Genomic DNA, 21,699 nt, shown 5'->3' with positions numbered 1-21,699 from the left:
ACTTTCCGGAACTCCCAGAGGGTCAAAATTCAGGAACCGTTGACACGGCTGAGCCCCGGGGCGTTTATCCCGGGTCGGCCGGCTCGGCGGGCCAAGCGGTCAGTGCTGGTGTTCGCGGGGCACCGGGTGCTCACCGTGGCAGCGGCCGGACGGCGGCAGCGGGGTGGGGCCGGGGAGTGCCAGGCGGCCGGGCGGTGACCTGGCGCAGCGGCTGGCGGGTGGGTATGGGTCCGGGCGTTGTCCCGGGCCGGTCGGCGGCCGGGCAGGCGCAGGCGGACGGTCGCCGAGGTGATGCAGCTCGGGTGACTGGCCGGGGGCCGCAGGGCAGCCGGGACGGCGGGCGCGGCGCGGGACCGGGACAGGCCGGAACCCGGGCGGGCGGCGGGACGGCGGTCAGTGCTGGTGGTTGCGGAGCACCGGGTGCTCACCGCGGTAGCGGCCGGACGGCGGTAGCGGGGTAAGGGCCGGGGAGTGCCAGGCGGCCGGGTGGTGACCCCGCGCAGGCTGGCGGGTGGGCACGGGTCCGGGCGTTGTCCCGGGCCGGCCGGCGGGCGGTTTGTCCCGCACCCCGCGCGTCGTCGGTCAGCATGTTGTCCCCGCTGCGTGGCAGGTTATCCGCACCGCGCGGCAGGCGGCGGGGCCCGGTGCCGGGCCCGTCGTGGGCGGGGTCTACAGGTGCGGGCCGACGCGCAGCACGGTGACCACCGCGTGGTCCGGCTCGCTCTGGGTGCGGGGGGCGGTGGTTGTGTCGGTGGGGCCCCAGGTCCAGTGGAGGCGCCAGGCGCCGGCGCCCTGGTCGACGTAGGAGGTCCAGGTGGTGGTGTGTTCGTGGCCGGGCAGGCGGGGGTAGCGGTGGGAGTGCAGGCCGGGGTGGTGCGGGTCGGCGGCCAGGCGGGCCAGGGCGTGGCGGACCCGGCGCAGTCGGCGGGCGTCGGCGTGGCGGCCCCTCTCCAGTCGGGCCAGGGCGCGGGCGGCGGCGGGGGTGTAGTGGAGCGTTGGCATCGGTTTCTCCTTCAGCGGGATGGATGGGAGAAGCCCGCCTCCCTGGTGGGTGGCGGGCTCCTGGGCGGGCTCCTGGTGTCGTGGGCGGCCGCGGTGGTCGGCGAACTCTGCGGTCGGTGGCCGAAGCGGTCGGCGAGCTCTGCGACGGGGGAGGTCCTGGGCGGCGGCGCTGGTCCGTTGGCCCGTTGGCCCCGGATGCCGGCGGGGTGGCGCCGGCGTTGACTCGGGAACGTGGACGGGTACGGGCGGTGAGCAGGGCCGGCGGCCGGGCGGTTGCGGACATGAAGAAGGGCCCGCCCCCGGGGTGCTTGAGGGGGCGGGCCCTCGACGGTCAGCGCTGGGCCGCAGTACGCCGCTGGAGCGTGCGGTCGTAGTCCTGGAACCGCGCCTTCGAGATGGCCGTGCGTGTGGTGTCACGGAGCACGATGCCTTCGGGGTTGCCCTTTGCGCCCTGGTCGAGGGCGACCCGCGTGGCGGGGAGGACCTCCTCCATCCACCGGCGGACATCCTCGATGCTCGACGGCAGAGCCGAGGCGGGCAGAGTACCGAGCCGAGGAGTGACGGCAATGTCCTCAGTGGCAGAGAGTTCCAGCAGATCCGTCTCGCTGTACCACTTCGGGCCAGCGTTCTCGCGCCAGGTGGAGATCTGGGACGGCGCCCAGTCGAGCACCGAGAACGGGACCTGCGCGATGTCGAAGAGGCGGTAGCCGACGGCTCCGGAGTCCTGGTACTGCTTGGCCGCGCTGCCGATCTTGCCGCCATACACCTCCAGGTACAGAACGGTGATACCAGCGCCGGTGAACCGGGCTCCCGAGCTGAGCCGCTGAGCGAGGGGCTCGAGCGCGGTGACGATGCCCTGCGCCGGGTTAGCAATCCGGTCGCCCTTGGCGTACAGCAGCTCTTCCCGGGAGCCAATGAAGAAGTCATCGTCATCCAAGAGGACGACCCTCCCGTTGGTGCCGTCCACCTTCTCGGTGAGCACCACATCGCCAGTGAACACGGTCGGGGTTTCCAGCAGGCCGCCGTTGCGGGGGTCGAGCTGGTGGTGGGTCGGGATCGACGGGTACTTGGTTGCCGTGTTGAGACGGCTGAGGTCGTACGGGATCGGGTGCATGGAAGTTGGCTCCTGACCAAGTGGGCTTGTATTTATAATTTACAGCCATTTAGCTAGTTTCGCAACTCTTATTCTGGCTTCAGGCTGAGCCCCTCTGCCGCCCCCCGTGCAGAATGCGGAACGACCGGGCACTTCGACGATCCCCGTCCCCTGCCTAGGCGATGAGCGCGGGCCCCGCTCCCTGCGAGCCGCGGAACGTCGAGGCGGGACCAACCGCTGGCCGAGGCCCCAGGGGCGGCCCATCCCATCAGCCCCTCCTCTTCGCTCTCCCGGGGCGCCTACCCCCCCCCGCCCCCCCCGCCGGCGGCCGAAGGCCCCGGCCCGACCGACGCCGGCCGCCGAGGCCCGCCTCACCCCCGCACCCCCTCCGCCGCCCACACCCCACATCCCCCGAACCACACCACCCCGCCCGCCCGCACTACACCCGTCCAGCCCACACCACTCCCACACCCGTCATCCCAGTCCCCCAGCACCAGCCCATGCCATCCACCGCTCAGAACCACGCACTCCCCCCACGCATGCCGCATCCATCCCCTCGCCCTCACCACCGCCGTCCCTGCCCTCCCAAGCCCCCCTGTTCACCCTCACCTCCGTCCCACTCCTCACCCCCTCCACCCGCTTCTCTCACCACTCGCCTCCCACCCACTCCCTTCCCTCCACTCACCCGTCTCCTTCCTCAGCAGCCACCCATCCGTCTCCCCCCTCCCAGCACTCCGACCACTTAGCAGCCGACCGCACAGAGAAGTAGTCGGAGTTCCTCAAGGCCCTTGTCCGTATGCCCTGACCTGCGGATTCGACTCCTTCGAGGGGCTAACCCGAAGCAACCCCCGAAGCAACACCCCACGCAACGCCCCGGGCAACCCCCGGCGCAACCTGCGAAGCAACCTCCGAAGCAACCGGGGTGATCGAGCCGGTGTACCAGCCAGCCGGCAGGCTAGACAGCAAGGTGGCCTGGCCGAATACGGCACGCACCGATCGCGCCGGGCCGGGAGTGATTTCTCCCCGGCCGGGACGAACTGCAGATGCTGAGGTGATTTCTCCTCCCGCCCTGTCCCACTGGGCGGGAGGAGAAATCACCCTGGTAAGTCCGTCAGGGGAGGGAGAAATTACCCCAGGTCCGGCGGCCCGGGAGCCGAGCTTCAGGCCGGCCACTGGCAGTGGGGTGGAGCAGCAGCCGCCGCGACGCCGGCCCGCCGGTGGCCGTTTGCCGGGGCGGTCAGTCAGTGGCCCCAGACACCTTGCTGAGCGGTCTGCCGAGCCACTTCTCGAGATCTGCCGCGTGGACGCCAGCCCGCGTGAACTTCTTGTCGCCGATCTTGGCACCCAGGCCGCTGCGGACCGGGATCCCTGCTGCCCGTAGAGCTTCGAGCAGTTCACCCTTCGTGAGTTCTTGGCCCATGCCGCCCTTGTGCATCGCTTCGAGCAGTTCGACGACGTGAAGGCCGGTTCGCTTCGGGGAGGCGTCAGCGACCTGAAGCTCCACCCAGGCAGTGAGGGCTTCGTGAGAGCTCATGGGGTGCGGCCTGCTGTTGGTCGGCCGGTCCGGTGGATCTTCCAATACCTGGGGATCGCCGTGCCCGGCAGTCCGGCGGGATCCGGCTCGGGGCGCCACTACCCATGCCGCACCGGTCCAGAGCAGAACAAGGGTGACGACCACTTCTGCCAAGACAGGGCGGATGAGGCGCACCAGCGCCACGGTGACGAAGATGCCGAGGATCGCTTTCCCGATGTGGTCGCCGTTTAGCGATCGGCGGCGGGGCTTCGGTGGGGCGGTGGCTGGTTTGCGGGACTTGGGCTGCTCCAGCCCAGGTTCTGTGCGACGCACGAGTGCCCGGATTCGCCGCCCAAGGACGACTGACCCGGTGGCCACCGCACGGGGGAACGGTGGGCGCTGGCGGTTCGCTGGACGTGAGTGCTGGGGTGCTTGGTTCGTCTTCGCCGTGCGCTCCCAGAAGACGTAGTCCCCAAGGAGGCGAATCGGTGGCTCGCAGGCGGGGTTGTTCGGCTCTTCTGGGCGGATGTCGGGTGCGGTCACGGGTGGATTCCGAGGAGGCCGCCGAAGATCGCGCCAAGGACGACCGAGGGAACGTTCCAGATTCCGCCCGTGATGGTGGCGACGGTGAAGAGCGAGATGGACAGGGCCGCGGAGAGCCAGGGGCGCGGCTTGATTCCGTAGATCACAAAGATGATGGACAGCCCGATCGCGGCGGGGCCGATGGTGCCGCCAAGCTGAGGGGTCGACTGGAGGGTGCTGACCATGGCCGTGGTGACGTCGCGGGGTGTCGTCCACAGGCTGGTGGTCAGGGAGTACAGGTAGCCGGCAGTGAAGCCGACGGGCGGGACGTTCTCCTTGTCGATCTTGATTCGGCCCTTGCCGCTGATGCCGACCGCAAGGTAGGTGGTGATGCTCAGTGCCGCTCCGGCGGTGCCGATGGTGCCGAGGACGGCTCCGGGAGTGATGGTGACGTCGGCCGCGAGCTGAGCAGCGGTGAGAAGAGTGTGGGTGGGCATCGCGCTCTCTCAGAGGTGAGTGGTGAATGGGCCGGGTGAGTAGAGGACAAGGGCGGTGAGCGCGGTCGCGAACGGGGCCCGGACGAGGATGACCAGCCCGATGCCTGTCTTGGTCCGTACGTCTGCGGCCCGTGTTCCGTCCCGCAGGCGGACGTCGATCAGCCAGCCGGCCGCGGTGTAGGCGGTGCCGAGGCCGACGCCATACCAGGAGTTGGCAGTTGCTACGGAGACCGCTTCGATGGAGTGCGAGAGTGCTGGGCCGAGGTGGCTGATCCACCCTGCGGCGGCACCGGTGCCGAGAATCAGGCAGTGCTTGAGGAATCGTTTCTGCCCTTCGTCCATCCCGACTGTGAGCTCGTCTGTGGGTGCTCCGGTGGCCCGACGTTTCTGCTTGCGTCGGCTGCGCTTCGGCTTCGGGTTGTCCGGTTCTGGGGCAGCGCGAACGGGATCGGTCTCGTGTCGGAGCAGTCGGCCGATCAGCTGCGCGGGCCGGCCGCGGTCGCTGTCGGGTGGGGTGTCGTCGCCGGGCGAGGCGTCGCCGCTGGGTGGTTCGGCGGGTGCTGTCGGGGTGGTTGGCGGGAGTGGCTCGGGTGGCTGTGTGGGAGGTGGTCCGGGCGGGTCGGACAGTCCGCCGGTTCGCTGGTGTGCTCCGTCCCAGAACGGCCTGTCTCGGCTGACGCGGCGGACGAGGTCAGCCGTGGTGGGCTGGTCGGCTTCGGCTTCGGGCTCAGTGGGCTCGGTCTTCCGGTCGAGGATGGGCTCCTGCTGATCGGGGACGGCTGGAGGAGTGTCCGGTGCGATCCACCACAGGACGTCGTCGCCGAGGGGGTCGCCGGTGGAAGTGGTGTCTGCGGGCATGCGGTTTCCTCGTGTTCGGTGTGCTGGCTCTGCGGTCCGGTGGGTGGTCGGCGCACTGGCCGCCCCCTAGACGCGGTCTAGGGCTGTCTAGTTTTCGCAGGTCAGGGCCGTGTCGACCCGGTCTAGGGTGCCGGTCTAGGGCAACCGTGCCGGGAGCTGGCAGGGGGAGGGGCAGTCCTGCCGTTGCGGGCGCCGGCAGCACCACGGCGGGGCGTTGTCCAGTGGCTGCCAGTACGTGGCGGCACGTCTAATCGGTTGGCGCGTGGCCCGCGGGGACGAGGATGCCGCTGGGCGGAAGGGGGACGTACGGGGCATCGACGAGCTCCTTCATGACGGGTGCGTCGTGCCACGAGTCGGCCGCCAGGAGGAGAGTGAGCACCGGCTCGGTGGGTTCCGAAACGACGGTGTCGTGTCCTGCGGGCTCCTCAGGCAGTGAGATTCCCAGGCTGGCGCGGAGGGCCGGCGCCCAGATGTGCTGCTCGGCGCGCAGCCGGGTTGCCCGGGAGTTACCGATGCCGAGGGCTTTGGCGATCTTGTTGATCCCCCAGATGAGCCGGCCCTGGTCATCCCACGCGGCGTTCCGCAGCAGCCAGCGCTGCAGTGCCTCGTCCGACGCATCGTCCTCGGGCGGTGCCTTCGGGGCTGTGGTGGAGCCGGTGTGGCCCGCTTCGTTGGTCGCGCCGTCACCCATCCTGCCTCTGACCTGCCGGGATACCGCGTTGCTCGGGTTCTCAGCGCGGGTGGGATGGGCTGCGGCACCGTCTGCGGCTGCGCGTTCGGCGGCCTGGGATGGGCCGGTGCGGACGTCAGGATGCCCGGCGTCGGCGGGAAGGGTCATCCCGATGCGGGAGTCGCGGATCCGGGCGAAGGCAACCGGGTCCTTGAAGGGCATCCCGACCCAGGTGGCCAGTTGTGTACGCAGCTGCATGCCGGCAGCAACGGCGGTCAGGGCGTCGAGGTCCTCGCAGCCGGCAACCGTGCTGCGCTTGAAGGCCCGGACGTCGGCCCGGCGCTCTCGGCGGGCGTACCACCAGCCGGTGAGCCGGCCTGCAGATCGCGCCAGGGCCTGGGCCGCGCGCAGGTCGTACCAGGCATCGACCGCCCGGCGTACCCGATCGGTCTGCGTCGCTTCTTCCTCGCTCATCTCCTGGTTCGCGGCCAGCAGTCGGGCGACTCGCACGGACTCCGCCGGGCTGAGGAGGCGTGTGAGGGCGAGTCGGCGGAGCGGTCGGTCGTTGGTCGCTGCCCTGGCGGCACGGCGTTCCTCCAGGGATCCGATCTCCCAGAGCACGGCGGCCAGCAGCGGCCAGACCGCGCGGAGGGCGGCGCCGAGGATCGAGTCGGCCTCGCTGGCCGAGAAGAACGCGCTGACTGCCGCCAGGCTCCAGAAGAGCAGCCCGGACACGCCGGGGCCGTTGCCCGCTCGGGCGCTGCGGCGGGCGCGCCGGCCGCACACCATCGCCGCCAGGTCGAGGCCGACGAAGGGAAGGAAGTCTGCGGGCGAGGCCAGGTGCATGAGGTGCTCGCCGACCCGTCGCAGACCGTTGGCCGACAGGTAGGCGGCGACCGCCGCGACGAGCATGGTCGACATGTCTTCGATGCGGCGGCCTCGTCCGTCGGCCGCCTTGTCGCGCTCCTGGCCGCCCGGGGCCGGGCGGGTCGAGCGCCAGCGGCGGGCGAGCAGCAGCGGTCCGAAGGTCAGGGCCAGGGCGCCGGCCATGAACTGCCAGGACATGAGCAGGTCCGTGAGGCGGGGTGCCTCGATCGTGGTCACTCGGGACTCCCGGGGAGCGTGGTCGTCGTGTCGGAGCGCAGGCGGACGAACTCGGCGGCGACGGGGTCGCCAGCGACCCATTCGCGTAAGGCCGCGTTCTCGGCGCGAAGAGCGCTGAGCTGGCCTTCGAGGCTGGCGACGTGCCCGCGGAGGCGGGCAATCTCACGGTCCTGGGCAGACGTCTCGGTCGCGCCGGTGTCCCCGCTGGGGGTCTGCTGGCTCTGGTCGGGGGTCACGCGGCGGCCCACCCGTTCTCCTGCCGGCGGGCGGTGCGCAGCCGGTGCACGTTCGAGCGGGCGGCGGCGACCGCGGCCATCCGCTTCGGGGCGCTGGCCTTGTACCGGTCGGAGTTGACGGCGCAGGCACGGTTGAGGTGCCTGTAGGCCCGGAGAATCTCCTCTTCCTGGTTGGCCAGGTGGGTGTCGGCCGTGCGTGCGGCGGTCAGCCGCTTGCTCTGCTGCCGGGCGCGGCTGCGCAGCTCGTCCTCGGTGAGGCCGCCGCGGACTCCGTCGTAGTTGCGATCGCGCAGTGTGAGTTCCTCGCAGGCGGCGGCCACCGGGCAGCTGCGGCACAGGCTCTTGATGGTGTCCTGCCGGCGGCTGTGCCAGCTCTCGGTGCTCTCGCCCTCGGCGCGGAAGAAGGGGTCGGCGTCCCGGAAGGTCGACGGGTCGAGGCGGGTGCAGGTGCCAGTGGCGACGGCGGCCCGGAGGAGGGGACGGCGCAGCGACTCGGCCAGTCCGGGGTTGCTCCCGTCGAGGGAGTTGTGGTGGAGCATGGCGTCGAGCTCGTGGGTGGGCTCGGGGAGCGTGGTGGTCATGGTCGAGGTCTCCTCGGGTGGGTCCGCGTGCGTGCTGCCGGCTTCTGAGTGCGGCTGAGCTCGACCACGCGGCAACTGAATCATCTGACTTGCTTCAGATGATTCAGCATGTTGCACTGAAGATCCACGAACGTCAAGCACGAACGGAGCCCAATGGACCAGCAGACCGCCGAGGTACGGCAAGATGAGCCCATGGCGGCATCCCCCACCCAGAAGCAACGCACGGCCGATGCCATCCGGACGGCCATCCAGGCCGGCGTGTACCCGGTGGGCAAGAAGCTGCCCGGAGTGCGCCCTCTCGCCCAGCAGTACGGCGTGGCCTACAACACGATGCGCGAGGCCCTGGCGATACTGACCAGCGAGGGCCTGCTCGAGACGATCCCGCAGTCCGGCAGCGTGGTCCTGGCCGGCCACCGGCCCGTCGACCTCGTGCCGACCGAGCACGGCCGACTGCTTCCGGTGTCGCCCTCGACGGGCCTGGCCGAGGCCGTCACCGTCGAGACCTGCCCGGCCCCCCCGACGGTCGCCCGGGTGCTGCAGGTCCCCGCCGACGAGCAACTGCTCCTGCGCAGGAGCACCCACATCGTCGACGGCGCCCCGTGGGGAGTCGTCGAGACCTACCTGCCACTCGCTCTCGTCGACCTCTACCCGAGGCTGCGTCACCCGGACGTCGCGGTCGCCGACGAGCTCGAGGGCATCAGTGCCGACGGCGAGCACCGGGCCTGGATGACCGCACAGGAGTCGTCTCCCGAACTCGCTCGCCTTCTCTCCGGCGACTGCTCGGTGCTGTCCTGGACCCGGGTAGCGCTCCGCGGCGGGGAACCCTGGTGGTGTCAGATCACCTCGCTGCGTGGCGACCGCGTCCGCGTGCTACACACCCCCGGTGCGGTGGCCGACCGCCCGGGATTCTGAGGCTTCCGGGTGGAAAACACCCGAAAGACCGGGGTGGACACCCGGCCTGGCTGTCGGGATAGGGTGACTACCCAGTAACCGAATGCAAGCCCGAAAAGGCAAAACCCCGCGGCCTTAGGCAAGCCGCGGGGGAAAGAGCCGAGAACCGATCGGACGGTGTCTCGCTATGACCGAGGGTACCCGCATCTTCGTGCGGGTCGTCCCTGAGCCCGCCGTACGAGCGCGGATCAAGCCGCAGCTCCGGCGGGCCTTCGCGCTGTCCGCACGAGGACAGGCGGCGCACGACGACGCCCCCGTGAGGGGGGGTTGCATGTCGTAAGCAAACCAGGCGGCCTCACCTCTTCGCCGAGGCGGACCGCCCTTCTTCGCCGGCCCCAGAGTTTCGCCACTCCGTGACCGGCCGTCACCGCGCAGTGGAGTTTCGCCGCTCCGCTCCGCGAGGACCGGGCCCGAAGGCCCGGCAGTAACTGCCTCCCAGCAGTCGACCCCCGAAGGGGTCTTCGTGTTGTCCCGAAGCAACCTCGGGAGAACGGAGTACATCTTGCAGCACAGGTGCGCCCTTTGTCAGCTTGACCCTGGCGTGCAACCGCTTTTCCCGGCCATTCGGCCTACATCCGCGCGGCCCATCCACGTCAGGTCGGCGGCAGCGCTCACCTGGGGAAATGCCGTTCGGCACGGCCGGGACAACCTGTTGGTTGACGATGCACTCTCACGTTTGTGCAGGCAGCGGGCCTTGCGGCGCTCCGGCTCCGACCGGCCGATGTCGGCCGGTGCCGAGCGGGCGCAGCGATACGGCGCGCGCCGTGTTGTTGTCCCCGGTCTGATTCTTCTTCCCGATCTGTGTCACACGGCTGCCCGGTTTCGAGCCTCTAGGTGTGGCTGGAGCACCGCTGGGTGTCTGCCTGCCACGACCGTGTCCATCCGGCGCCGCCCCGCAGCGTCGGTCGAACCGTGCTGCCTGGCTGTCCGCCCGGCAGACGCCGGGAGATCCATGCGCCCCTCCGTCACCATCGCCACTGGAGTTGTCGCTCCATCGGCAGGCTCCGCCGGCGAGTACCGGTCGGCGGTACCTGCCGGCCGGGATCCGCAGACTGCGCAGGGCGAACGTCGATGAGGGCCTCCTCCGTCCCCGCCACCGCCCTGCCCCGGCCTCCGCGGTCCGCGCCGTCCGCCGAGCGGCTGTCGGTTGTGACCGGGGCCGGCGAACCGTCCCCGCTCCTTCTGGGGTCGGCGATGCGTCGACGGCTGCGGGCGGCCGTCCAGTTCCTCCTCGCCGAGCCCGCGATGCAGGGGGCCGGTGACCTGGACAGGCTCCTTCGGATCATCGTGGTGGCCAAGGCGAACAGTGATCGCATGTACGCGGCGTCGTCCACTGCGGCGGAGCTGGGTCGCTGGGCCGGTGTCGGTGCTTCGTCCATCGACCAGGCGCTCGCCCGCCAGCGCGCAGCGGGCACGCTGATCACGCGGCAGCGGCGCGCAGCCACCGGGGTGATCGGGCTCGACGTCGGCATCCCGGCCATGATCGACGCTCGGCGGGCCGGCGATCTGCGGCACCCGCTCGCCCTGCAGCGCCGCGAGCTGGCCGTTCTCCTGCGCCTGCTCGAGGTGCTCTTCGCCCCCGGTTGGCGCCACGCCGACCGCGCCGCCACTCCGGGCGGTGTACTCGTCGGCCGGACAGGCCGGGGCGCTGCCACCGATCGGCTCGGCCTGCTGCTGCTGGCGCTGGAGGCGCGTTCGGACGGAACGGTGCGGCTGTGTGGAGGTCGGGTCGACCAGCGCCGGGGCCGCTCGGCGGTGACGCTCGCCCGCTTGCTCGGCTGCACACCCGACGGAGCGGCCAAGGTGCTGACCCGTCTCCAGCAGCATGGGGCACTTGAGCTCATCCGGCGTGCGACGAAGTCGGGGCTTCTGGGGCGTGGCGGCATCCGGATCCCCGTGGTCGCGGCGGGTCCGTCCGTTCCACGCGCGGTTCCGCGCCCCGACACGAAGGGCTGCGACGACCGCCCTGGTGCTGCAACCAGGGGGACCACGCCTCCTCAGGGGGCGTCTTCCCAGGTCAGCCCGTCGGGGGCGGCCGCAGTGCGGGCGATCGCAGAGCGGTCCGCTGCTGAGGACCTTCACGCTCCTCACGCTGTTGCTGCTGATGTCCCTGAGACTGATGAGGTTGTCGAGGGTTTCTCCGGCGAAGCCGAGAATGGGGTACTCACCGTCGCCGGTGGTGCACGTGCGCACGCGAGGATCCCGGCTCCGCAGGGCGGTCGCTCGGATGAGCGCTGCCCCGGTGAGCCGTCCGGCGCGCTGCGCGCGGAGAACCCCATGTCCAATCGCTCATCGTCTGTCGGCCCGGGGCGTGCGCTCATTGCCCCGGCCGGGCTGGTCACCGCTCCGGTTCGGGAGGTACTGGCTGAGATCGCACCGCTCGTGGACCGGTTGGACGAGCGGGAGCGTCGTGTCGCCTCCCAGGCGGTGGCGCGGGTGCTCCGGGTCCGCGCGTCCGCCGACCTCATCGACCACCTTGTGGCCCGGCTCGCTCCGATGAGCTTCGACGGGCCGCCCGAGGACCGGGGCGTCATCAGGTCTCCTCTGGCCTGGTTCCTCTCGCAGCTCCCGCAGGTCACCGTGTGCGGGGAATGCGGTCGCACGCTCCACGGGGCCCCGGGCCACTTCGGGAACTGCGACCACTGCGCGGCCGGCCCGGCGGCAGCGGCGACCGGCGTGTGCCCGGGCTGCGGTCGCTATGCGGAGATCTTCGCCATGGGTGAGTGCGCGGGTTGCGAGCACGAGTCAGCGATCACGGCCTCGAGCGACCGGGCCGTCCGGCGCGCGGCCACGGCTGGTGCCGCTCCCCGGGAGGCCGCTGAGGTGGCAGCGGCCGTTCGACGTGCGGCCGCCGAGGCCGCCGAGGCCGCCGAGGCCGCTGGCGCGCAGCCGGCGTTCGTGCGGCTCGCCGCCCGGCTTGCGGCCGACACCTTCGCCCTGCCCACGCAGTCGCCCGGCCGGCACCTGCGCATGGTTGCTCCGGCGTCCGGCTCGGAGCGCGGCGAACCGCTGGCGTTTCGGTAGGACCGCTCGGCGGGCGCTCATGAGGGTCGGCCAGGAGCGCGGTGAGCGGCTGGGGGAGCGGGGGTGAGCGGGGGTGAGCGGGGGTGTTCGGCGCAGGGGTGAGCGCTGGAGGCTCGGCCTGGCGCTCAGACGGGACGCCGGGCAACGCGCTCTCGGCGCTCGAGCTCGGCCCGGCGCACATGCAGGGGCGGGGATGAGCGGGCGGGACAACCGTGGCCTGGCCGCGGTTGTCCCCGGCTGAGTGAACGATCACAGGGACGGGAATCCGGCGGCCCGCCCCTTGTCCCGGTGCTGGCGCGGCCAGCCGGGAGTTGTCCCGTCTGGTTGTCCCGCCCGGTTCCGCGGGTTGTCCCGCAGGCTCCCCGGGATTGCCCCTTTGATCTGCGGGTTGTCCCGCTCCTGGCCTCCGCCGGAGCGGGCTTCTCGGTGACATCCGGGCCCAGTCGAAGCCGGGAGGATGCCACCTGCCACAGCGCGTGGCTCCGCCCACCGGACGGCTACCGCGGACGGGCGGTCCGTCCACCCGCAGCGCCCGTGGACGCGACCGGCCCGTGCCCATGGACCCCCTTCAATGCGGCGTGGTGCGGCCCGGATGAGCGCCCACACGTAGGCGCTGGCGCGCTTCGCGATCCAGTGCCCGAGCGCTCGGTGGCGAGCGGTGAGCGGCGAGCGGCGACCGCTCCCCGGGGAGATTTCACCCTCGTGCGCGGTGCAGCGATCGCTCACCGGCCGGGAGCGCTCGACGGTCAGGCCCTTGTTGGGAGCGCTCGACGCGGTTGCCCCGAGGTTGTCCCCGACCCCGGTGTCACGAGCGCTCGACCCTCCCGAGCGCCTGCCCCCCTTGTCCCGGAACTCGCTCTCGCAGGTCAAGACAGCGGACAAGGGGGGGTTGGCCAGTCTCAGCGTCATCACCAGCCGACGACGCGAAGGGACGGGCACGGACGTGGCCACCTCCACCATCGACTTCTCCCATGCCGGTACCCGGGAGTGCGACCCGGGCCTGGGCTCCTTCGCCCGGTTCAACCGGGACTGGGCGCTCCTGGAAGACGACGTCCCGGCCTGCCGGCAGGTCGCCGAGTGGGCGCAGCGGTTCGCGGAGCTGGCGGGCGTGCGCACGCCGCAGGACATCGTCGACCGCCTCGATGCCCTGCGGCGTGCCTCCGACTGGCCGGCCTACGACGGGGTCTTCCGCGTGCTTCTCGGGCTCACCCGCCTCGACGGCGCGGAGGGTCAGCTCGCGTGGCTCATCGGCGTGCGGATCATGCTGCCGAAGGCGGTCCTGATCACCTCCGGTCTGATCCGTGTGGGCTTCGACTGGGAGGACACCTCCTCCCTCGTCCTGAGCGCGCTCTTCGAGATCGTGCGGACGTACCCGCTGGAGGACCGGCCGGCGCGGATCTTCATCAACATCGCGCTCGACACCCGCAAGCTCGCCGAGCGCCTCATCGGCGTCAGCTCCGTGGAGGAGCGCGAGCGGGAGTGCATGACCGAGGCCCTCAGCATCCGGCCGGCGGACCCGGAGGCGGACCAGCCCGAGACGGTCGCCCTCCTGGCCGACCTCCTGGCCCGCGCCTCGCACCTGCAGCTTCTGGCCGAGGAGGACCACGGCCTTGTCGATGCCGGCCTCGACCCCCGCACTGAGCTGATCGACCTTCTGGTCTGGGCGGTCGAGGCGCGCGCGCTCAGCGAGGTCGAGGCACGGCGGATCGCCGGCTACTACCGCCCCACCGACGACCGCTCGGCGAGGACCACGCGGGCCATGGGCAGCGAGGGCGCCCGGATCCGGCAGAGCGCCTCCCGCGCCGTCCGGACCCTGCGGGGCGCCGACCTGAACTCCTACTTCGACATCGCGGCCTGACCCCGGTGGCCACCGCGATCACCGCACATCCGACACCCGCACATCCAGGAGCGCTCATGATGACCACCGCACCGCCCGCGCACGACCCCGGCCGGGACACGGACGAGCTGCGCGTCGCCAAGGCCCGCCGGCGCGTCACCGAGCTGGCGAAGCAGCTGATCGCCGACCCGCTCAACCCCGACCTGATCGCGCAGCTGCGCCACTGGCTCGACACCGACGCCGATCCCGCGATCGCGGCCATGGACGCCCTGCTCCGCCGTCCGGCTTCCGAGCTGCGCGAGCAGGTCCGTGCGGCGATCAGCCGCCTCGACGGAACACTGCGGGGTGACGCGTGAAGCGCGAGCGCCGGAGCAAGAAGCCGGCCCCCGCACCGGTCGCGCCCGTCGAGGAGCAGGACGTCGACGGGCAGGAGGCCACCGGCTGGACGGCCAGCACCGCCGGCCTGTCGGGTCTGGCTCGCCTCGCGCGGGCAGGCGCCTGGCTTCTGGTCACGTCCGGACCGCTGCTGGGGCTCCTGGCGTTGATGACCACGGCGGCACCTGCCGAGCCGCGGAAGTCGTCGACGGTCGCCACGGCTGCCTCGGGCACCGCGCCCGCGGGGTTCGCGGAGCTGTACGTGGCCGCTTATCTGGAGGCCGGGCAGGGCACCGAGTCCACCCTCGCCCCGTACTACGCGAGTCCCGTCACCCTCACCAACGCCCCCGGCGCCCGCACCGCGACGCGCACCGTCGCGGTGGCCAGCAACGAGTTGTCCTCCGGCTACTGGGCGGTGACCGTCGCCGCCCAGGTCACCAGCCATCACGCCGGCCGGCCTGACACCACCGCGGTCCAGTACTTCCGGGTCGGCGTCCAGGCGGTCGGCCCGTACTGGGCCGGCGGCGCCGGGGCCAAGGCCGACGGCATGGTCGGCTACGCGGCTTCCTCCCTTCCTGCACAGGTCGCGGCACCCGAGATGGTGGCCGTCGGCGACCTCGCGTACGGCACGAGCCGCGGCAACGCCCTCGCCGACCCGGTCGTGGACACCGCGTCCTCGTTCCTCACCGCCTATCTCACCGGGACCGGAGACCTCGACCGGTACAGCTCCCCGGGTACCCGTCTGCGTTCGGTCAGCCCCGCTCCCTACACCGCGGTCAAGGTCACGGATTCCTACGACAACTCGGCCAACGGCGGCATCCAGACCGTGCCGAGCGACGGCACCGCCCGCCGGCTCCTGGTGAACGTGGCCGCCACCGACGCCGGTGGCCAGACCTACCCGCTCACCTACGCCCTCGACCTGCGCTCCCGCGGCGGCCGCTGGGAGGTGTGGGCGCTCACCGAGGCGCCGGCGCTCAAGAGCGGGTCGAGCCCCACGGCCGTTCCCCGCCCCACTAACTCCGGCCCGGCCGCGCGCTCCGCCGCGCCGTCGACGCCGGCCCGCTAACCCACTCGTCCAACGGAGGACCCATCCCATGAACCCTGACCACGTGATGCTCGCCGGTGACGTTCTCACCTGGGCGAACACCAAGACCACCCAGATCAAGACGCTGGTCCTCGCGGCCGCCGTTGTCATGGTGATCATCGCCGTGATAGGTGCCTACTGGCGCACGAAGTCGTGGGTGGCCACCCTCGTGGCCTTCGTCCTCGGCGCCCTGGTGCTCTGGGGCATCAACAACATGGACTCGCTCAAGGGCAAGGTCGGCTCGGAGATCGACGAGAAGTCCACCGCGAGCGCTCCTCATGTCCGTATCACCCCGGTGCTGCCCGGCCCGGCCGCTCATGAGCTCGGCGTGCTGTGAGTGTCGCTCATGCCGCTCCTCCCACCCGGGACGAGGAGATCCTGATCGGGCACTCGTACACCCGTGCCCGCCGCCACCCGCTGGTGGTCGGCAAGCTCCCGGGCGCCGGCCGGATTCCCGGCGGCCCGTACACCGTCACGCAGATCGTGACGATGGTCGTCGGCTTCATGGTCCTGACCATGACCCGGGCGCTGTGGGCCCACTTCGGACTCCTCGACATCGTGATCATGATCGCGCTGCCGTGGGGCCTGGCCTGGGTGATGCGGTACGCGCGGGTCGACGGCCGGGATCCGGCCCGGGCCATCCGCAGCCTCCTTGTGTACGCATCCGCCCCGGGCGCCGGCCGCCTTGCGGGCCGGCCCCAGCGGCGAGGTCGGATCCGGATGACAACGGGCCGGTGCACCGTGCGCGAGCAGGACGCCTTCCAGCCGGCCCCCGAGCAGCCCGTCGAGCCGGCCTTGCCCACGCCGACGCCGGCGGTGCGGGCGCAGCCCCGTCGATCCGCGCCTTCCCCGGTGTCCCAGCACCCACCTCGGGCCGACGAGCAGACGACCTGTCCGGCGCCGGCGCCAGCGGTTCCCCGAGTGCCGGGGGCCGCCGGCCGCCGGAGTCCCGGAACCCGCAGCACCCTGCAGAACCTGCTCGCCTCGCTCGACGAGACCTGAGCACCAGGGGCGGGCCGCGTCCGGCCCGCCCCTCACTCTCTCCTCTTCTTTCTAAGGACTCCGTCATGCGCCTGCCCGTCCGTCACCTCAGCGGCCATCTCCTGTGGACCACGAACGCGACCGTGTGGGCCGTGTGGCGGGTCGCGGAGGAGAACTACACCCACGCGAGTCGCGCGACCAAGCGGGCTCGGCTCGACGCTCTGGAGTCTCTGATCAAGGCTCTGCGCGGAGAGGCGCTGCTGCTCTCCCTGTGCCCGTCCGTCGACGCGGCCTCCGTCGTGCGGCGGATGACCGCCGGCGTCGACCTCGACCACTCGCCCGAGTACGTCGACATCAGCCTGCGCGTCCTCCAGGACCTGGAGGACCTCGAGCTGAGCGGCCGCGCCGACTTCCTCGCGATACCGCTGCCGCACCTGGACCTGAAGCAGACCGCCCGCGCGATCCTGTCCTCCGCGCAGGTCGAGGTGATGACTTCCCTGGGCCTTCCGGTGGCACCGGTGGCGGTCAAGGAGGAGAAGGCCCGGGTCGAGCAAGCCCGCCGGCTCTCCGCTTCCTGGCCTGCGGGCATCAAGCTGCGTCCCGCCACCGAGGCCGAGGTCCTGTGGATCTACGGCCACAGCGCCCGGCGCGGCATCTCGGAGCCGTTCCTGCCGGAGGAGGGCAGCCGCCGCGGGGTTCGCGGCCGCGGCCGCACACTCGCCGCCCACACCCAGGTCGTCCTCGACGAAGGCGGGCGCAGCGACCGGGACGGCGCAGGGGTGAGCAACCCGTTCCGGCGCCGGTATCTCAAGGCCACCACCGAGCACGGCGACAGCTACCAGGCGTTCACAGTGCTCTCCGAGATGCCCGAATCCTTCATTTTCCCCGGCTCTGAGTACCTCGCGGCCCTGGACGACTTCTCCTTCCCGGTCGACTGGGCGGTGCGGATGCACGTCGAGCCGGGTTCGAAGGCGGAACCTCGGTCGCGGCGTCAGGCGCGCGAGCTCGCCAACCAACGCGGCGAGTACGACGGCGAGACCGCCGGCGTGCCGGCCAGCCTCGACAAGGCGTCGGCCTCGCTGGACGAGTACCGGGACCGGCTGACGTCCTCGTCCACCGAGGTGGAGATCCGGGCATCGGTCGCGATCTGCGTGTGGGGGCAGAGCCCGGAGGAGGCCAACGAGCGGGTGACGCTCCTGCAGCACCACTTCGGGGGCAACGAGTACACCCTCGCCCGGCCGGTCGGCGACCAGGTGGCGCTCTTCCACGCGATGCTGCCGGGGACAAAGACCCCGCGCCCCCTGCTCGACTACACGCAGTACATGCTGGCCAGGGACTTCGCGATGGCAATGCCGTTCTGCGGCCAGGGCCTGGGCGACGACGCCGGGAGCCTCTTCGCCCTTCAGCTCTCGGGCGGTGGCGTGCGGCCGGTGCTCGCCGACTTCTCGCACGGACCGCGGGTCAACGCCTCCGCGAGTGCTGCGTTCGTCGGCGAGCTGGGCAGTGGCAAGAGCTTCGCCATGAAGGCGGCGATGCACTCGATCCTGACGACTGGCCGGCGGGTCGGACACAAGAGCAGCCGCGGGCGAGCACTCGTCATCGACCGTACCCCGCAGCAGGAGTGGGCGCGTTTCGCGCTTGCCTGCCCCGGGAGCACACAGATCGTCACGGTCGACGAGAACGCCGGGCTATCGCTGGACCCGCTGAGGGTTTTCCGTGGTCCGCGTGCCGCCCGTTACACCGAGAGCTTCCTGACGCCACTGCTCGACATCGCGAGCATGTCGGTGGAGGGCATCACCCTCGCGGATGCGATCGAGGCAACGCGAACCGGTCCCGCTCCGAGTATGAGCGCCCTCATCGACACCCTCGTACTGCGCGCTCGCACCGCCGACCCCGACGAGCCGAACGACGACGCCATCCGGGCTGCAGCCTCCGAACTGGTGCGCAAGCTTCGGGCACTGGGCAAGAAGGACCTCGGCCGGGTCGTCTTCGACCCCTCCCTGCCGGTTGTTCAGATCAGCAATGCCGACTCGATCGTCTTCTCGGTCGACCGCCTTGGCCTGCCCAGCCGCGAGGACCTCGCCGAGCACCGGCTGAAGTCCCTGGAGGTGGAGAAGCGATTCGGGTGGAGGTTGATGTACCTCATCACCGCGCTGTGCCGCGAGGTAGCGTTCTCCAACCCGGCCGAGTTCTGCGGCGTCTTCCTCGACGAGTGCTGGTGGCTGACCGCCTCCGCCGAGGGCACCGGCCTGCTGTTGGAGATCATCGCCGACGGTCGCAAGCACAACGCCGGCGCGCTCATCGGCTCCCATGACCCGTACGACATCGGTCCCCGGAACGAGATCGGCGACAAGATCCGCGCGCTGCTCAGCCACATCTTCGTTTTCCGGCACCGCGCGAAGAACCTCGCCCGGCGCTGCCTGGAGTTCCTGGACCTGGACCCGGACGACGTCGAGATGGTCAAGCTCATCACCGAGAACCTCTCCCCGCTCAACCTCTCCGACGAGGAGCGGCTCGTGCGCGCCGGCGAGTGCCTCTACCGGGACCTGCGCAAGCGCATCGGGGCCATGAAGGTCCTGGCGCCGGCAGACGAGGGCGCAGCCGAGGCCATCCACACCACTCCGGGCCAGGAAGAGCCGAGCATCAGCGACCTCCTGGCGGAGGTGACCTCGTGAGCAGGGCTACCGCTCGCGGTCGGCTGCGCTGGCCGAGCCGGCGCCGGATGTGGCTGATCGCTGTGCCAGCGGCGATCTTCATCGCCTTCGTGGCCGCGATGGCCTGGGCCGACCCGCAGGTGCCCACGCCTTCGCCGGGCCCGTCGCCCAAGCCCCCGGGTTCCAGCGCCACTCCGCAGCCCGGTCCCAACCCCCCGGAGTCGAGCCCGTCCCCGACCTCACCGTCGAGTGGACCGTCGTGGACCCCCAAGCCGGGTCCTTCCCCGGCTCCCCCGGACCCGGAGGGCAAGCCGGTCAAGGACCTGAGCATCCCTCCGACCGACGCCGGCGACGGTCTGCTGCAGCCCTTCGACGTGACCGACCGCGACGGCGTGCCGATTTCCGCCTATTCCGTCAGCGCGGACACCGGAGAATGGGACGATTTCGACCTCAAGATCTGGAACGTCCTCGCCGTCATCTTCTTCTCGGTGGCGAAGTGGGTCGTCGGGTTCGGCTGCTGGCTGCTCAAGTGGGCGCTGGGGTTCGGGCTCGCAGCGATCCTCGTGAAGCCCGTCGACAGCATCGCCACCACGATCCGCGACCACGTCATCAACCGACTCGGGCTGCCCTCGCTGTTCCTGATGTTCGCCGGCCTGTTCGCTGGCTGGCAGATCATGTTCCGCAACCGCTCCCGCGGCTTCGCCGAGGCGGGACTGTCCCTCGTCGTGGCGGCTGTCGCCACCACGGTGCTCCTGTCACCGGCCCAGGTCCTGCTCGGCACCGACAAGAACCTGCCCGCGCCGCAGGGCTCCACCATGCTGCTCTCCGAGGGCGGCCTGCTCGGATCCGCCAAGGACTTGAGCCTGCAGGTCTCCTCCCTGGTCCTGACCAAGGACCCCAGCCAGGTGGAGGCGAACCCCGACCAGGTCAGCAAGCCGATCAAGGACGCGCTCGTCGACGCGCTCATCGTCAAGCCGACGCAGCTGATGCAGTACGGCCGGACCTTCGACGGCGCGTGCGCCAAGGCGTACGGCAAGTACAAGGTCGTCGAGTACAACTGGTCCCAGATGGGCTTGAACGCCTGGGAGGGCAACCGCGCCAACCCCGCCGGCGGGCCGACGTACCTCCAGCAGCTCCAGGGCGCCGGCGAGGACTTCGTCAAGACCTGCAAGCAGAACGGCGTCGACCCCGAGGCGAAGAAGGCGTCGGCCGACCTGGCGTTCAGCGCGCTCTTCGTGGCCATCGCCGCGCTGATCGTCGTCGTTCTCCTGGTCCTGGTCACCGGCGGCTTCTTGGTCGCCCAGGGCTGGCTCGCGTTCCAGGCGATCCAGGGACACTGGGCCCTGGCCGTGGGCATCCTGCCCGGCGGCGGCCGCGCCACGCTGTGGCGGTGGGTCACGGCGATCGTCAAGTCCGTGCTCAGCATGATTCTCGCCATCCTCTTCCTGGCGATCTTCATCCTGATGATCCTCGCACTGATCGACGCGGACACCGGGAAGGTCCTCGCGACGAAGTTCATCGCGATCGACCTCACCGCGATCGCCGCCTTGGCAGGCCACAAGAGGATCAAGGAGACCTCCCGTCAGATCGCCGTGCAGCTGAACCGCCGGCTGGCCAACGCCCGGGTGGGCGGCTCCCGGAACTCCGTATTCGCCTCGCCCGGCCGGTACGCGGAGACCGCCCCGAGCCTCAAGCAGGTCTGGGGCGACAGCAAGGCCGAGGCACGCAAGGTCACCCAGCCCATCGGGAAGGCGGGCCGCCGGGCCCGCGACCTGTGGGCTGGCCCGCAAAAGGGCCGCGCCAAGGGCGGGAAACTTCGAGCTGCGACACGGCTCGCGGCGAACGTGGCCGTGGCGGCCGGCACCGGCGGCACCGCGACGGCCGCCAAGATGGCCGCCCAGAACGCCGCCAAGCAGCACCTGCGCAAGCGGATCGCCACCGCGGCGGCCAACAAGCTCGCGCAGACCCGCGGCGGGCGGGCCACCATGGCCACCGGTAAGGCCGCAGCGATGGCCGCCCGGTACGGAGTCAAGGCTGGCAAGTTCGCGGTGTACGCGACGGCGGGCGCACCGGTCAGTGTGCCCCGCGGTGTGAAGGCAGCCAAGCGCGGCACGCAGGCGGCCGGCGTGCGCGCCACCCAGGTGAAGAACGACCTCCTCGCGGCCAAGAACCGGGCGGCCGCCAGGGTGAACCAGAAGGTGGACGAGGCCTCCGCGTTCATGACCGAGTACCGGGACAACGTCGGCACCGCTGCACGCTTCATCGGCCGTCAAGGTGCCTACGTGCAGCTCGGACTCGCCCAGCCCATGGCGCCCCAGCAGACCGGCAGCTCAGCGACGCGGCCCAGGGCCGCGGCGACCGCTCCCCGCGTTCCGGGACCTGGCCCCCGGCCCGGAGGCATCCGGCCCCCGGCGGCCGGCACCCCGACCGGCCCTGGTCCGTCGTCGCCGCCGCCGGAGGAACCGACCTCGCCGGCTGCCCCGTCAACGGACGACGCCAGCACCGAGCAGACGCAGCCCTCGCAGCCGCAGGTCGGCCCGGAACCCGATCCGCAGCCGGCGCAGGACCCCAGCGAGCCGGCCGCAGACGATGCCCCGAGCAGCGAGCGTCCCGCAGCACCCTCCCGACGCATCCGCCGGGCGACCAGGCCCGCAGGTCCCGCGTCGCGACCCGCGACCGACGAGGGCTGACCACGTGGTCGAGGGCCGCCACAGCGG

17 protein-coding genes are annotated in these 21,699 nt (G+C 71.2%); 9 read left to right on the top strand and 8 right to left on the bottom strand.

Going from position 1 to position 21,699, the window contains the following annotated elements; genetic code table 11:
- Positions 1–669: 669 nt before the first annotated feature.
- The 8 genes from ACFRMQ_RS14585 to ACFRMQ_RS14550 all read right to left on the bottom strand — a co-directional run bounded on the left by ACFRMQ_RS14585 (position 670) and on the right by ACFRMQ_RS14550 (position 8,076).
- Positions 670–1,002: a hypothetical protein gene (locus ACFRMQ_RS14585; RefSeq protein WP_380730730.1), complete on the bottom strand. Its 333-nt coding sequence runs from the start codon at positions 1,000–1,002 to the stop codon at positions 670–672.
- Positions 1,003–1,333: 331 nt separating this feature from the next.
- Positions 1,334–2,116 (bottom strand): RNA ligase family protein, encoded by a 783-nt coding sequence (locus tag ACFRMQ_RS14580; protein ID WP_380730728.1) that lies wholly within the window; start codon positions 2,114–2,116, stop codon positions 1,334–1,336.
- A gap of 1,216 nt (positions 2,117–3,332) precedes the next feature.
- The gene (locus ACFRMQ_RS14575; RefSeq protein WP_380730726.1) at positions 3,333–4,151 is read right to left on the bottom strand and encodes a hypothetical protein; all 819 of its coding nucleotides are present in this window, start codon (positions 4,149–4,151) and stop codon (positions 3,333–3,335) included.
- Positions 4,148–4,627 carry a hypothetical protein gene (locus ACFRMQ_RS14570; protein ID WP_380730724.1) on the bottom strand — a complete coding sequence of 160 codons (480 nt, stop codon included), beginning with the start codon at positions 4,625–4,627 and terminating at the stop codon, positions 4,148–4,150. The genes ACFRMQ_RS14575 and ACFRMQ_RS14570 overlap by 4 nt, the downstream gene beginning before the upstream one ends.
- 9 nt (positions 4,628–4,636) lie before the next feature.
- The gene (locus ACFRMQ_RS14565) at positions 4,637–4,969 is read right to left on the bottom strand and encodes a hypothetical protein (RefSeq protein WP_380730722.1); all 333 of its coding nucleotides are present in this window, start codon (positions 4,967–4,969) and stop codon (positions 4,637–4,639) included.
- Positions 4,970–5,732: 763 nt separating this feature from the next.
- A complete protein-coding gene (locus tag ACFRMQ_RS14560; protein WP_380730720.1) occupies positions 5,733–7,259 on the bottom strand; it encodes a DUF2637 domain-containing protein in 1,527 nt (508 codons plus the stop codon).
- Positions 7,256–7,495, bottom strand: a complete 240-nt coding sequence (locus tag ACFRMQ_RS14555) for a hypothetical protein (RefSeq protein ID WP_380730718.1) — start codon at positions 7,493–7,495, stop codon at positions 7,256–7,258. Before ACFRMQ_RS14555 ends, ACFRMQ_RS14560 begins: the two co-directional genes overlap by 4 nt.
- Positions 7,492–8,076 (bottom strand): WhiB family transcriptional regulator, encoded by a 585-nt coding sequence (locus ACFRMQ_RS14550; RefSeq protein WP_380730716.1) that lies wholly within the window; start codon positions 8,074–8,076, stop codon positions 7,492–7,494. The genes ACFRMQ_RS14555 and ACFRMQ_RS14550 overlap by 4 nt, the downstream gene beginning before the upstream one ends.
- A gap of 192 nt (positions 8,077–8,268) precedes the next feature.
- Here ACFRMQ_RS14550 and ACFRMQ_RS14545 point away from each other — a divergent pair, with 192 nt between their 5' ends.
- From ACFRMQ_RS14545 to ACFRMQ_RS14505, 9 genes are all read left to right on the top strand, one after another.
- Complete coding sequence (locus ACFRMQ_RS14545; protein WP_380730714.1) at positions 8,269–8,988, top strand: GntR family transcriptional regulator; 720 nt, start codon at positions 8,269–8,271, stop codon at positions 8,986–8,988.
- A 1,233-nt stretch (positions 8,989–10,221) separates the two neighbouring features.
- The gene (locus ACFRMQ_RS14540; protein ID WP_380730712.1) at positions 10,222–12,051 is read left to right on the top strand and encodes a hypothetical protein; all 1,830 of its coding nucleotides are present in this window, start codon (positions 10,222–10,224) and stop codon (positions 12,049–12,051) included.
- Positions 12,052–12,994: 943 nt separating this feature from the next.
- Entirely contained in the window at positions 12,995–13,909 is a 915-nt protein-coding gene (locus ACFRMQ_RS14535; RefSeq protein WP_380730710.1) for a hypothetical protein, read from the top strand.
- 56 nt (positions 13,910–13,965) lie between these two features.
- On the top strand, positions 13,966–14,244 hold the full coding sequence (locus tag ACFRMQ_RS14530; protein WP_380730708.1) for a hypothetical protein: 279 nt from the start codon (positions 13,966–13,968) through the stop codon (positions 14,242–14,244).
- Positions 14,241–15,329, top strand: a complete 1,089-nt coding sequence (locus ACFRMQ_RS14525; RefSeq protein ID WP_380730706.1) for a conjugal transfer protein — start codon at positions 14,241–14,243, stop codon at positions 15,327–15,329. The genes ACFRMQ_RS14530 and ACFRMQ_RS14525 overlap by 4 nt, the downstream gene beginning before the upstream one ends.
- A gap of 28 nt (positions 15,330–15,357) precedes the next feature.
- A complete protein-coding gene (locus ACFRMQ_RS14520) occupies positions 15,358–15,684 on the top strand; it encodes a hypothetical protein (RefSeq protein WP_380730704.1) in 327 nt (108 codons plus the stop codon).
- Positions 15,681–16,349: a hypothetical protein gene (locus ACFRMQ_RS14515; RefSeq protein WP_380730702.1), complete on the top strand. Its 669-nt coding sequence runs from the start codon at positions 15,681–15,683 to the stop codon at positions 16,347–16,349. The genes ACFRMQ_RS14520 and ACFRMQ_RS14515 overlap by 4 nt, the downstream gene beginning before the upstream one ends.
- Before the next feature lie 65 nt (positions 16,350–16,414).
- Positions 16,415–19,003, top strand: a complete 2,589-nt coding sequence (locus tag ACFRMQ_RS14510) for an ATP-binding protein (RefSeq protein WP_380730700.1) — start codon at positions 16,415–16,417, stop codon at positions 19,001–19,003.
- The gene (locus ACFRMQ_RS14505) at positions 19,000–21,672 is read left to right on the top strand and encodes a hypothetical protein (RefSeq protein ID WP_380730698.1); all 2,673 of its coding nucleotides are present in this window, start codon (positions 19,000–19,002) and stop codon (positions 21,670–21,672) included. Before ACFRMQ_RS14510 ends, ACFRMQ_RS14505 begins: the two co-directional genes overlap by 4 nt.
- Positions 21,673–21,699 lie beyond the last annotated feature (27 nt).

The organism is Kitasatospora sp. NPDC056783 (genome assembly GCF_042789895.1).
Taxonomy (GTDB): Bacteria; Actinomycetota; Actinomycetes; order Streptomycetales; family Streptomycetaceae; genus Kitasatospora.
Note: the sequence above shows the minus strand (reverse complement) of the source record. Positions and strands in the feature narration are given on the sequence as shown.